3 protein-coding genes and 2 pseudogenes are annotated in these 15,057 nt (G+C 45.7%); 3 read left to right on the forward strand and 2 right to left on the reverse strand.

The features are described from left to right. Window positions 1–13: 13 nt before the first annotated feature. The 3 genes and pseudogenes from AB4351_RS22260 to AB4351_RS04415 all read left to right on the forward strand — a co-directional run. A pseudogene (locus AB4351_RS22260) lies at window positions 14–1,360 on the forward strand (hypothetical protein); the annotation flags it as partial. A 69-nt stretch (window positions 1,361–1,429) separates the two neighbouring features. Further along, a pseudogene (locus tag AB4351_RS22265) lies at window positions 1,430–2,275 on the forward strand (hypothetical protein); the annotation flags it as partial. 6 nt (window positions 2,276–2,281) lie between these two features. Next, window positions 2,282–11,347, forward strand: coding sequence for a cadherin-like domain-containing protein (locus AB4351_RS04415; protein WP_408063692.1), 9,066 nt, complete (start codon window positions 2,282–2,284; stop codon window positions 11,345–11,347). Window positions 11,348–11,421: 74 nt separating this feature from the next. Here AB4351_RS04415 and AB4351_RS04420 read toward each other — a convergent pair whose 3' ends face one another. Both AB4351_RS04420 and AB4351_RS04425 read right to left on the reverse strand, forming a co-directional pair. Beyond that, the gene (locus AB4351_RS04420) at window positions 11,422–12,186 is read right to left on the reverse strand and encodes a transporter substrate-binding domain-containing protein (protein WP_029235150.1); all 765 of its coding nucleotides are present in this window, start codon (window positions 12,184–12,186) and stop codon (window positions 11,422–11,424) included. 255 nt (window positions 12,187–12,441) lie between these two features. Next, window positions 12,442–14,208: a sodium:solute symporter family protein gene (locus AB4351_RS04425; RefSeq protein WP_017061487.1), complete on the reverse strand. Its 1,767-nt coding sequence runs from the start codon at window positions 14,206–14,208 to the stop codon at window positions 12,442–12,444. Window positions 14,209–15,057 lie beyond the last annotated feature (849 nt).

Genomic DNA, 15,057 nt, shown 5'->3' on the forward strand with positions numbered 1-15,057 from the left:
GGTGCTCGATGATGTGCCAACCATCACTGATACGACGGTTGCGAGTACGTTTGTCGTTGATGAAGGCGATTTAGGCTCTGTTATCGCTCAGGCGGCAGGCTCGTTTGTTACCACGGAAGGTGCAGACCAAGTAGAGGCTTACGAACTACGTAATATCTCGACTCTGGAATCGACGCTATCGTCGGGCAATGAAGGTATTAAGATCACTGAGATCACAGGTGCGGCTAACACGACCACCTACCAAGGCGCAACGGACCCAGGCGGAACGCCAATTTTTACATTAGTGCTGACTGATGACGGTGCTTATACGTTTACTTTACTTGGCCCTCTCAATCACGCTACGACACCAAATAACCTCGATACATTAACAATACCGTTTGATGTTGTGGCCGTTGATGGTGACGGCGATGATTCTAACCAATATGTATTGCCAATTGAGGTGCTCGATGATGCGCCAACCATCACTGATACGACGGTTGCGAGTACGTTTGTCGTTGATGAAGACGATTTAGGCTCTGTTGTCGCTCAGGCGACAGGTGCATTTGTTACGACTGAAGGTGCCGACCAAGTTGAGGTTTACGAACTGCGTAATGTCTCAGCGCTTGAAGCGACATTGACCTCTGGAACTGAAGCGATTTCTATTACAGAAATCACAGGTGCTGCTAACACAACGACCTATCAAGGTACGACGACAAGTGGAACGCCAATCTTCACGTTGGCATTAGGTGATGATGGCTCCTATACCTTTACATTGTTAGGTCCTCTGAACCATCCAACAAGCCCGAACTCCAATACCTTAACGATTCCATTCGATGTCGTTGCCGTTGATGGTGATGGCGATGATTCTAATCAGTATGTATTGCCAATCGAGGTGCTCGATGATGTGCCTGTTATGACGGCGCCGACCGGTGAAACCGTTGTCGATGAAGACGATCTTACTGGCATTGGTTCAGATCAATCTGAAGACACAATTATCAACGGACTGTTCACGGTCGATGAAGGCGCCGATGGTGTTGTGAAGTATGAGTTGGTCGATGAAGATTTGGTTCTGACTGGCTTAACCTCTGATGGAGAAAGTTTAGAGTGGCAAGCTGTTTCACAAAGCGGCACAACATTTACTTACGTTGCTCAAACAGCAACGAGTAATGAAGCAGTGTTCGAAATTATTTTCGATACCTCAGATAACAGCTATCAATTCGAATTGTTTAAACCACTTAAGCACCTTGATGGCGCGGGTGAAAACGCGATTAACCTTAACTTCTCTGTTGTAGCTGAAGACTTCGACCAAGATAAATCGAATGCGATCGATTTGAAGATCACGGTGACGGATGATGTGCCAACCATCACTGATACGACTATTGCTAGTACGTTTGTCGTTGATGAAGACGATTTAGGCTCTGTTGTCGCTCAGGCGACAGGCTCGTTTGTTACCACTGAAGGTGCAGACCAAGTAGAGGTTTACGAACTGCGTAATGTCTCAGCGCTTGAAGCGACATTGACCTCTGGAACTGAAGCGATTTCTATTACAGAAATCACAGGGGCGGCTAACACAACGACCTATCAAGGTACGACGACAAGCGGGACTCCTATCTTCACGCTCGCGCTAGCGAATGATGGCTCTTATACGTTTACGTTGTTAGGTCCTCTGAACCATCCAACAAGCCCGAACTCCAATACCTTAACGATTCCATTCGATGTCGTTGCCGTTGATGGTGATGGCGATGATTCTAACCAATATGTATTGCCAATCGAGGTGCTCGATGACACGCCAGTAATGACGGCGCCAACGGGTGAAGCGGTTGTCGATGAAGACGATCTTACTAGTATTGGTTCAGATCAATCTGAAGACACCATTATTAATGGACTATTTACGATTGATGAAGGTGCCGATGGCGTTGTGAAGTATGAGTTGGTTAATGAAACTTTGGTTCTTACTGGCTTAACCTCCGATGGAGAAAGCTTAGAGTGGCAAGCTGTGTCACAAAGCGGCACAACATTTACTTACGTTGCTCAAACAGCAGCGAGTAGTGAAGCGGTATTCGAAATTATCTTCGATACCTCAGATAACAGCTATAAATTCGAATTGTTTAAACCACTTAAGCACCTTGATGGCGCGGGTGAAAACGCGATTAACCTTAACTTCTCTGTTGTAGCTGAAGATTTCGACCAAGATAAATCGAATGCGATCGATCTGAAGATCACGGTGATGGATGATGTGCCAACCATCACTGATACGACGGTTGCGAGTACGTTTGCCGTTGATGAAGGCGATTTAGGCTCTATTGTCGCTCAGGCGACAGGCTCGTTTGTTACCACTGAAGGTGCAGACCAAGTAGAGGTTTACGAACTACGCAATATCTCAACGCTGGAAGCGACGCTATCGTCGGGCAATGAAGGTATTAAGATCACTGAGATCACAGGTGCCGCTAATACGACTACCTACCAAGGGGCAACGGACCCAGGTGGAACGCCAATTTTTACACTAGTACTGACTGATGACGGTGCTTATACCTTTACCTTGCTTGGCCCTCTCAATCACGCTACGACACCAAATAACCTCGATACATTAACAATACCGTTTGATGTTGTTGCTGTTGATGGTGATGGCGATGATTCTAACCAATATGTATTGCCAATTGAGGTGCTCGATGATGCGCCAACGATCACTGATACGACGGTTGCGAGTACATTTGTCGTTGATGAAGAAGATTTAGGCTCTGTTGTCGCTCAGGCGACAGGTGCATTTGTTACGACTGAAGGTGCAGACAAAGTTGAGGTTTACGAACTACGCAATATCTCAACTCTAGAAGCGACGCTATCGTCTGGCAATGAAGGTATTAAGATCACCGAGATCACAGGTGCTGCTAACACGACCACCTACCAAGGTGCAACTGACCCAGGCGGAACGCCAATTTTCACATTAGTGCTGACTGATGATGGTGCTTACACGTTTACCTTGCTTGGACCTCTCAATCACGCCACGACACCGAGCAACCTCGATACACTAACAATACCGTTTGATGTTGTTGCTGTTGATGGTGATGGCGATGATTCTAACCAATATGTATTGCCAATCGAGGTGCTAGACGATGCGCCAGTAATGAGTGCGCCGACGGGTGAAACGGTTGTCGATGAAGACGATCTTACTGGTATTGGTTCCGATCAATCTGAAGACACCATTATTAATGGCCTGTTCACTGTCGATGAAGGCGCGGATGGTGTTGTGAAGTATGAACTGGTTGATGAAGATTTGGTTCTGACTGGCTTAACCTCCAACGGAGAAAGTTTAGAGTGGCTTGCTGTTTCACAAAGCGGCACAACATTTACTTACGTTGCTCAAACTGCAACGAGTAATGAAGCTGTGTTTGAGATTATTTTCGATACCTCGGATAACAGCTATCAGTTTGAATTGTTTAAACCACTTAAGCACCCTGATGGCGCGAATGAAAACGCAATTGACCTTAACTTTTCTGTTGTTGCAGAAGATTTTGATCAAGACCAATCAAACGCGATCGATTTGAAAATCACGGTGACTGATGATGTTCCATTGGTGACAACTCAATCGATCACACGAATTGAAGGCCAGGGCTATGGTAATTCCAAAGTTGACATGTTTGCTAATGCGACGGATGTCGGCGCGGATGGCGCGGTACTGAGTCGAATTGAGGGCATTACCAGTAATGGTGCAGATATTGTTTTCCGTACAGGAAACAGCGGGCCGTACAGCAGCAGTTTCGATTTAAATAGCGGTAGTCAACAAGTACGAGTGTACGAACAAACCGACGATGGTAGTGGTGGCGTGGACACCCGTGAGCTAGGGCGTTTGCGTATCAACTCAAATGGCGAGGTTGAATTTAGAGCTAACGGCTATCTCGATCATGACGGCCTAGACACCATCGATTTTTCGATTAATGTGATTGCGACGGATGGCGATTTAGATACCTCTGAAACACCGTTAGATATAACGATTACTGATAGGGACTCTACAAGAATCGCTCTGAAAGTGACGACCTTCGAGGATGCGGGTAGAGACTCAACCATACCTTATGCAACAGGCGATGAGCCGGCTCTTGAGAATATTCAAGATAACCAAAATGGTTTGCCTAATGCGCCAGCTCAAGTTGCGCTGCAAGTTAGTCTGTATGACCAAGATAACGCTGAATCTATTGGCCAGTTGACGATTAAAAGCCCGAACGGAGGTGATAGTCATCAAGGTACTTTTTATTACTTTGATGGTGCTGACTACATTGAATTAGTGCCTGAGTCAAATGGGAGCATTATATTTGGTCCTCCTCAACTCGAACAAAGCTTTGCTCCAAATCCGAATGAGCCAAGACAAACTATTGCGACGATAGACAACTTGTTCTTTGTTCCGGACCAACACGCTAGTTCGGATGAAACTGGTGGGCGCGTTCGTTATGAGCTAGAAATTGAGAAAAATGGCAATACGGATCACACCGTTAACTCAAACTTCAGAATCGAGATTGAAGCGGTAGCGGATATTGCAACGTGGGATGACGCCAACAGTACTTATCAGTATCAAGTGAATGAAGATGAAGACAATGTTACGTTGCAGCTGAATGCTGAATCGCAAGATAACAGCAATACTGAGACGATTACCTATGAACTTGAAGCGATTCAGGGTGATGGGAAGTTTGAGTTACTTGATCAAAATGGCAATGTGTTAACGCCTGTTAATGGTGTTTATATCATCGCATCTGCTGATATTAATAGCACAGTCGTTAACCCAATCGACAACTTCTCTGGACAAATTGAGTTCAAAGCGACGGCAATTACGGAAGAGACGCTTAACCCATACGATGATTCAGCGAACGGCGGGTTAGACAAAACGACCGCTCGCTCTGTTGAGCAAAACATTATCATTGATGTGACTGCCGATGCGGACCCTGGGTCGTTCAGTGTTAACCGGATTCGTATTAACGAAGACAATATTGATGACCCAGACTACCTAGGTCCTCTGGACAACAAAGATGCCTTCATGCTAGACGAAGTCATCACAATGAACGGTTCAGTGGACACTGATGGTTCAGAAGAGCTATTTGTTCGTATCAGTAATATTACCGAAGGGGCGGTGCTTTATTTCCTTGGAACTACGACCCCAGTTCCTACAATCACTATTAACGGTATTGATTATCAGGAAGTGGCGTATTCCGATCTCGCCAACGTAGAGATTGTTCCGACTAAACACAGCAATGTCGATTTTACTTTTGATGTAACCGGTGTGGTTAAAGACACTGCGAACCTCTCTACTGGTGCACAAGTTGATGAAGAAATCCTAGGAACTAAAACGGTTAACGTTGAGGTTAAAGGGGTTGCAGATATTCCTTATGGAGGTACAAACGGTACGGCTTGGACAGCAATCACCGATGGCACAACACCTGGTGTTCAAACCACGATCCAAGAGAGCCAGAATGGAGACAGCTACGCCGAGCTTGATTTCACCGTGTTGTCGGGAGAGAGAAGACCTGATCCTGCAGCAGTAGATCAAACCCCATTACCTGACGATGGTTCAGAATCCATAACCGTTATCCTCTCGGGTATTCCTGATGGCGTTATTCTGGAAGACGGTGACGGTACCGTTATTGACCTTAACTTTGTCGGTTACGAAACCGGTCCGGGTGGTAGCCCCGATCTTTCTAAACCTATCTACGAAGCGAACATCACTGACGCAGGTAAAACCTCAGGAATCCGCATCAGACCTGTCGATTCTTCAACAGAGAACATTCACATTCAGGGTAAAGTGATCGTGACTGAGAATGACGGTCATACGCTTACGTTTGACCAAGAAGTGCGAGTGTTAGTCGAACCTAGAATCGATACCTCAGCGACGTACAGCACAGTCACTAATGGCGATGAAGATACGGCGATCAGTATTGATTGGCACCCAGAGGGTACTGATTATATTGATGATGATGAGCATTTCACTTCTATTGTGATCAGTGCCATTCCGACAGATGTTGAAAGTGTTGTGGTTAATGGCGATGTAACTTGGGTTTACGATGCTTCAGCAGGCACTTTAACCATTACGCCGAAGAGTGGACAGACGGCAGAAGAGTTTACTCAAATTGCACTGAACAATAATTTTATTCAGATCACACCTGAACAAGACTCGAGCACCGACTTTACGCTTAATACGGTTGTCATGATCGAAGAGCGAGATCATGAGTATGTTGATGCGACTGATCCTGGTCAGGGCATCGCTACCGCGACAATCACGGGCTCGATTGATGTTATCGTACGTCCAGTCGTTGAGCCGAAAGACGCTAGCAACAAGCTTATCGTCGATGATGTGCTGGGTACTGGAGCACTAGCAACCGTAGTTGCTGATGCAAACACTGGCGTGCTTAAGTTCACAACCAACAGCGATAATACATCGGTTACGGATGAGTTCGTCATTCGATATCAAGAAACAGATGCTTCGTCCGCTATCGAAGAAGTTGACCAGTTAGTTATTGAATTAACAAACGTGGACGGTTCGGAGCTATCAGATGCTGTACTCAATCAACTGCTCGTTATTGGCGCTGCTTATGAAGGCAATGGGCGCTGGGTTGTAACGAATGAAGACATATTTAGCATCAGTGCATCGAACGGCCTTGTTCTTCCTTCAGGAAACAGCGGGGCAGGAGGGTTCAATGACATCAAGATGGATATCTTTAGCACGGTAATAGACCGAGGTGATGGTGCTGAGGTTGAGTCATCTACGGCCGCTCGTAGGGACGGAGAAGTCACTCTGTCATTCCCTCAAGTGGTGGCTGGGAGTACTAAGGTTGCAGCCGATATTGATATAACACCAGACAGTGTTGTTGATGCGATTGAGGACACCCAGTTAGATCTAGGTACGGCATTGAATGGTTTAATTACTTTCTCGGGCGAAGATGACTCAACTGATCAAGTGACCATCATTATTGATGACAGTGTGACCATTAATCCAGGAGCGGTGAACGAAGTCACCTTCCCAATTAGTTTATCGGGAAGCAGCGACCTAGACTTTGTTAATGGCAAATATGTATTCCAGACTACCGTCGATCAAGGGGTCTCGACCGACCTCTCTGGACTACTGCTTAACTTACCAGCCGACTACTCCGGCGACTTTAGGTTGCCGTTGACGATAGTAACTAAAGACGTATTGTCGGGGGATGAGAAAACTCTAGTGACAGAAGTAGTCATTAAAGTTGCTCCTGATGTTGAAGGTAACCCAGATATTGACGTTACTGTCGTTGGTTCGCTTGACGATTCGTTTAACCCTGTCGATACCGACGGTCAAGCAGGGCAAGATCCAGTCGGCTACGAAGATACCTATATCCAACTTGATTTCAGCTCGACCATTGATGACCAAGTAAGCGGAGTTGAAGGTGGTGACGAAAAATTCACCTCTATCACACTGACGTTAAATGACACGAGTGTTGGGGCTTTCTATACCAGCGCGGGGGTATCGCTTGGCACATCGGTGACCTTTAATGAAGCTGAGATTAATGCAGGCGCGTTGGATAATGTACTATTCCGACCGGCGTTAAATTACCCAACAGATAATGACGTAAATCAGGTGCAAGTGAATGTCAGCGGGACGATTACCGATACTGCTACATACAATGATGCAGCTTCGCCAACTGGCAGCGCGACTGATACCGATACTTTCTCTACCAATGTCAGTTTTGAAGTCGTTCCTGTGGTGGATGACGTGTCTGTCACTGGCCCGGGTAGCGATCCTGATGTTATCGAGATTACGGGTACTGAGGACCAGCTGATTTCTTTGTCGGGCACAGGGCCTGTATCGATTGCACTGACTGACCTTGATGGCTCAGAACAGTTTGTGTCGATTAAGTTTACAGATGTACCTGATGGCTTCCAGATGCGTGCAGATGCTGGTTCGGCATACACGGTGAAGAATAATGGTGGTGGTGAGTGGAGTGTTCAACTACCTCAAGCATCAGGGTTATCGTTCGACTTGAGTGAGATTTCGATTTTACCGCCTAAGGACTTCAGTGGTACGGCTGAATTTGGTGTTGCCGTATTTACTCAAGAATCTTTGTTGGGTGTGCCTACTGCAGCATCAAATCTGCCAAGCTTTAAGCTGCATGTGGTACCTGTGGGTGATGATGTTGATACTAATCCAACAGATTCTGTGACAGGTAACGAAGGTCAAAACATTGATATCGAAATCAATGCGACGATTTTGGATAAAGAGCTATCTGCAACGGGCAACGGCACTTATACCGAGAATGCACCAGAGACACTTCGAGTAGAAGTTGCGGGCGTTCCTCAAGATGCCTCTATCTATTATCCAGACGGCACAACCTTGGCTAGTTATGATCCAGTTACGCAGCTTTGGACACTTGATGTTCCTGCACAGTCGCTCGATAAGATCGTATTCAATTCAGGTGAACACAATAGCGATACGGGTAATGTATTAGGCATTAATGGCCCGCTGCAGATTACCGTTCGCTCTGTGGATACTGACGCTGATAACACCGAATATTTGGGGACGCCAACCAGCTTCGATGTTGATCTGGTGATTGATCCTATTAACGATCAACCGATCTTTGTGAACGTAACGAATATTGAAACATCGGAAGACATTAGTGTTGCTATCGACAACTTTAGTATCTACGACGTTGATGCTAACTTTGATAATCCAGACGCTCCGTATGTTCTTACGTTGCAAGTCGATCAAACACTTCCGGGAGCGCAAGGTGTGTTTGAGTTTACGAGCTCACCTGACGTGACGTTTGTATTGCAACCTGGTGGCTCATTGGTGATTACCGGTAAAGAAGCCGACATCAATACCGCATTGACTAATGGAGCCGTGACTTTCAAACCAGACTCAGACCAGAACTATCTCAACCAGAGTGGTTTAGTCACGATTAATGCAACACTCGATGACGGCGGTAATAATGGCTTGATTGATGCGGGTGATCCGAATACAGCACAGACCAACCAAACTACTTTCACCATTAAAGTAACGGAAGTGAATGACGCTCCTGTGGCAACTGATGTTGATTTAGGTTCGATTGCTGAAGATGGTCAAATAGTGATTGTGGAAGGAGACTTGATTTCAGTAAGTTCTGACATTGAAAACCATAACCTGACGGTTACGGGTGTAACCCTGACTCAAGGACAAGGCCAATTAACGCGCTTTGAAAACGCAGGTGGCGCCGATAACGCGGCGATTACCGGACCATTCTGGCTGTTCGTTGCAGATAATGATTTCAACGGTGATGTGAAATTCAACTATTCCATTATCGATGATGGCACAACCAATGGTGTGGATGATTTCTTGACCGATAGCGCTGAAATTAGCCTCATCGTAACGGAAGTGAATGATGCACCTGTCGCGACAGACGTTGATTTAGGTTCGATTGCAGAAGATGGTCAAATCGTCATTGTTGAAGGGGATTTAATTGCAGCAAGCTCTGACCCAGAAAACCACAACTTAACAGTAACTGGTGTAACTCTGACTCAGGGACAAGGCCAACTAACCCGCTTTGAAAATGCAGGTGGCGCCGATGACGCGGCGATTACCGGACCATTCTGGCTATTTGTAGCGGACAACGACTTTAACGGTGACGTTAAATTCAATTACTCAATTACTGATGACGGTACAACTAATGGCGCGGATGACTTCCTAACCGACAGTGCTGAAATTAGTCTTGAAGTAACGGAAGTGAATGACGCTCCTGTAGCAACGGACATCGACTTAGGCAACATCCTTGAAGAAGGTCAGTTGATCATCAAAGAGGGCGATTTAATTGCTGCGACGAGCGATCCGGAAAACGACACGATTACCGTGACTAATCTGGCGCTCGATGAAGGCCAAGGTCAACTACAACGCTTCGAGAACGTAGGTGGTGCTGATGATGCTACGATCACTGGCCCATACTGGGTATTTACGGCAGCTGATGAATACAACGGCAACGTTAAGTTTACCTATACCGTAGAGGATGATGGTACAACCAACGGCGCTAATGACTTCCTAACGGATACAGCGGAGATCACCGCGATTGTCGATGGAGTGAACGATACACCGGTCGTTAATGGTGACAGTGTCACTACGGTTATTGACGAGGATGCTGGTCAACTGTTGAGTGGTATCAATGTCAGTGACCCTGATTATGTAGATACATTTTCTGATGATCTGATGACCGTCACGCTGACGGTGGATTACGGTACATTGAATGTATCACTTCCAGCAGTGACGACGGTTGTTGTTAACGGCAACAACACGGGTTCAGTCATCTTAGTGGGGACATTGAGTGACCTGAATGCGTTGATTGATACGCCAACCAGTCCAAATGGTGTTTTCCTTGATGCGAGCCTGTCTCCAACCAATAGCATTGGATTAGAAGTTGTTGCCAAAGACAGCGGCAACCCTTCAGGTATTGCGATAGAGACAGCACCTGTGGTTTACAACATCGCGGTGACGCCAGTGGCGAATGCACCAACCCTGTCTATCGATAGTGCGACTAACTACGTGAGAAACATTACTGCGAGTCAGTCTGTGAGTGCGAGTGGCATTCCTTTAGTTGGGATTATCGCAGCCTTAACGGACATTACAGAAGAGCTAACGCTGCATATCAGTGATGTACCTGCTGGCGCTCAAATCACCAGTGCTGCGGGTTCTGTGACGGATCTTGGCGGTGGTGTTTGGGTAGCAACGGCAGATGCAATTGAAAGCTTGCAAGCGGTTGGGCTTTCTCAAACTCCAGGTAACTACACACTGAAAGTCGAGGCGGTTTCTGAAGAGACTGACAACAACGATACAGCAACCTCTGCATCGATTGACCTTAACTTGAACATTGTGTCTAACGCAGTTGATATTAACTTGGCTTCGGAAACCGATGATGTTCAGTTACTGGCTGGTGCTAATGCGACTGACTTAACGGGTGGTTCAGGGAATGATCGACTTGAAGGTGGCGCAGGTGACGATACGCTTGTTGGCGGTGACGGTAACGACACCCTGATTGGCGGCGGAGGCTCAGACATTCTGACTGGTGGTGATGGTATGGACTCGTTCGTATGGCTTAACATCGAAGATGGTGTTGAAGATACGATTACCGACTTTGATTTGTCGGAAGGGGACAGCATTGACTTGAGAGAAGTGTTGCCGGAGCTTAAAAATACATCTCCAGACATGACCGCGTTGCTACAACAAATAGACGCGAAAGTGGACGGGGATGATATTGAGCTTACGATCAACCCGGATGGCTTAGGTACTACGGAACAGGTGATTGTGGTTGAAGACCTTGCGCCACAGCTAACCTTAAGTAGCACCATGCCTTCGGACATTCTGGATGCATTGGTACAGCAGAATGTGATAACTCACGGTTAAAGCGAACCATTGAACCATAACGAAAGAGGCCAGCATTGCTGGCCTCTTTTTTGTACGGTATAAATTGAAAAGAGTTACTTAAGGGAGTTGTGGATCAGGAACTCTTCTTCAACACCTTTCAATTTCATCTCATCCATAATGAAGTTCACCGTGTTCAACAAACGTTGTTCACCTTTAGGAATCAGGTAGCCGAACTGACTGTTGGTGAACGGGGTTTCGCAGCGGGCCGCTTCAAGACGTTCGTCAGTTACCTGATAGAACAGACCTTCAGGGGTTTCTGTCACCATCACATCAACTTTGCCTTCTGCTACTGCTTTCGGTACGTCGAGGTTGTTCTCGTAGCGTGTGAAGCTTGCGTTCTGCAAGTTCGCGTCGGCAAAGATCTCGTTAGTACCGCCAATGTTCACTCCCACACGAACAGAAGAAAGGTTCACTTTCTCAATGCTGTCGTACTGTTCTGCGGTGCCTTTCGCAACCAAGAAACACTTACCAAAGGTCATGTAGCCTTGAGTTTGTTCCGCGTTTAACTGACGCTGCATTTTACGCGTAATGCCGCCCATCGCGATGTCGTACTTATCGTCGTCTAGGTCGGTCAGTAGAGCTTTCCATGTGGTACGAACAATCTTCAATTCAACGCCTAATTGTTCCGCGATGTGCTGTGCAACATCGATATCGTAGCCAGAGTAGCTTTTACCATCGAAGTAAGAGAAAGGCTTGTAGTCGCCAGTAGTGCCCACACGCAAAGTGCCTGATTTTTGAATGTCTTCTAGCTGGTCAGCTTGTGCGACACCAGAAAGTGCCAGAGCAATGGAGGCAAGTAATAGTGATGTTTTTTTCATTGTAATTGTCTGTTGTGTTTGTGTTGTCATTCAAAGTAACAGAAACAATCAGAGAAAGAGATCAAACCATTGGAAAGGTTGGAAAAGAAGATAAAACGAGGGCAGGAGATAGGTATTTCTACGCTTTATGCGCATTAATCGAGATGCGTTTCATATTCTATTTTGATAAACCGAAGACAAACAAAAAGCCCATGTTATCGAATAACATGGGCTTCATTTTGGTTTAACTTGTTAGCTGCTTATTTAGCTGTTTAGCTATTTGGCAACTGACTCGTTGTTCATCTTAGCCGGAGCTTTAGATGCGTTAACCAGCAGGATACCAACGGTTAGTACCATCGAACCACATAGTAGGAACAATAAGCGTCCTGTTGGTTCGTTTGGAATCAGAGCCATTGCTAGGATACCGAAACCTGCTGTGCTGATAAGCTTACCAAGCATTGAACGCTGTTTAGTATCTAGGTTTTGTTGCTCTTCACCTTCCGCTACAAGCGGCGTGTTCCAGTTAGTGAATAGTTGGTCAACTTCTTTCTCACGCTCTGGCGATAGGCCTTTGTAGAAGCGAGAAGTCATGATGAAGTAACCACCTGTGAACACTACGTGAGCAGCTAAGCTAAGACCTACTTTCAAGTCGCTCCATTCACGGCCTGTAAGCGCTGTTTCTAGACCAAATAGGTTCTCGATGTCTTCTGCTTGCAGAGAGATACCGAAGATGTAAGAAACGAAACCACCAACCACTAGAGTAGACCAACCAGCCCAGTCAGGTGTCTTACGAATCCACATACCTAGTAGGACAGGGATAAGCATTGGGAAGCCAATCAACGCACCTACGTTCATTACGATATCGAACAAGCTTAAGTGACGCAGAGAGTTAATGAATAGACCAATCGCAATGATGAAAATACCCATCATGATAGTCGTTATCTTACTTACAATAACCAGCTCTTTCTGAGTCGCATTTTTACGAAGAATCGGGCTGTAGAAGTTCATTACAAAGATACCAGCGTTACGGTTCAAACCTGAATCCATAGAAGACATCGTTGCAGCGAACATTGCTGACATAAGAAGACCAACCATACCTGCTGGCATTACGTTTTGTACGAATGCTAGGTAAGCAGCATCACCGGCTTTGTCGCCCATTGATGTGTATTGCTCAGCGAACTCAGGCATGAATGCACTAACGTACCAAGGTGGTAGGAACCAAATTAGTGGACCAACAACCATAAGGATACATGCTAGGCCTGCCGCTTTACGTGCGTTTTCACTGTCTTTTGCACATAGGTAACGGTATGCGTTGATGCTGTTGTTCATTACACCGAACTGCTTCACGAAGATGAATACAACCCAAAGGATGAAGATGCTCATGTAGTTTAGGTTGTTACCTAACATGAAGTCGCCGTCGAAGTTAGCAACAATGTTAGTTAAGCCGCCACCGTGGAAGTAAGCTGCTACCGCACAAGTGATTGTCACGGCCATGATTACAAGCATTTGCATGAAGTCAGAAGCGACAACCGCCCAAGAGCCGCCGGTTACTGCCATCAATACTAGAACCATACCCGTTACCACAATGGTAGCTTCCATTGGGATGTTGAATACCGCTGCTACAAAGATAGCTAGACCGTTTAGCCAGATACCTGCAGAGATAAGGCTGTCCGGCATACCTGCCCATGTGAAGAACTGTTCAGACGTTTTACCAAAGCGCTGACGAATAGCTTCGATCGCCGTTACCACACGAAGTTGGCGGAACTTTGGAGCGAAGTACATATAGTTCATGAAGTAGCCAAAAGCATTGGCTAAGAATAGGATTACAATAACGAAACCGTCATTGAATGCGCGTCCTGCGGCACCTGTAAACGTCCATGCTGAAAATTGTGTCATGAAGGCAGTTGCACCAACCATCCACCACAACATTTTGCCGCCCCCTCTGAAGTAATCACTTGTAGAGGTGGTGAACTTACGGAACATCCAACCAATCGCGATTAAAAAGAAGAAGTAGGCGAGAACAACAAAAGTATCAATAGTCATCTTTTCAGCCTTTTAAATATCATAATTAACTGGGCTTAGATTAACGCGTCCCAAGGTTTATTTGTACTACAATATGTCTTTAGTATGATCTAGGTCGCATTGATTTTTCGGCCTCTAACACGTGGTTATATAAGTATTTGTTTTAATTGAATTTAAATGTGAGTGCATTTTGTTTGAGATCTAAAATAAATTGAGGGTTAAATGTTTATATGTATTACAATATAAACAAAAGCGCTTACTTTGCCGTATCTATAAGATTTTAATTATAACCGTAACAAATGTGCTACAAATTGGTGTGTTGTGCGACGACATTCACGTTAATTTGGAACCCTATACTGAAAATTTTTGTATTGAGATTTCAAGTGTAGCTCATTGTTTTCACTTCGCTATTTTCTGTTTATCTGCGGCCATGAAGCCTTTCTATGCTATTTATTCATCATAGAGGTGCGTATTTGGAATTTTTGTCACTGAGTGGGCGTTAAACTGGACGACGGGACACATTTTGCGGCTCACTTTGTCTATTGTGGTCTTCAGTGCATGCCATGAGAGATGCTTGATGACGTATCGAAAAGGACCATTGCTGGGTAAGGGGCTGGATAAGAAACTGGATAGGCGATAGGGGGCACCAGTAACGCTTCGCTAGATGCATACTGACGTAGATTGAAAGCCTTACATTACTCGTTCTTGCCTGTCTTAGTCACGGATCTTTACGAGCCCATAGGGAGAAAGGCGATAGGGTATAGGGGAAACAGAACGTTGATTGAGCGTGTTTACGGTTAGTCAGCGCAATAAATGACAGATAACAAAAAGCCCCACCGAGGTGAGGCTTCATCACTAAATCTAAAACAG

This window comes from Vibrio sp. 10N.261.51.F11 (genome assembly GCF_041471665.1).
GTDB lineage: Bacteria > Pseudomonadota > Gammaproteobacteria > Enterobacterales > Vibrionaceae > Vibrio > Vibrio crassostreae_C.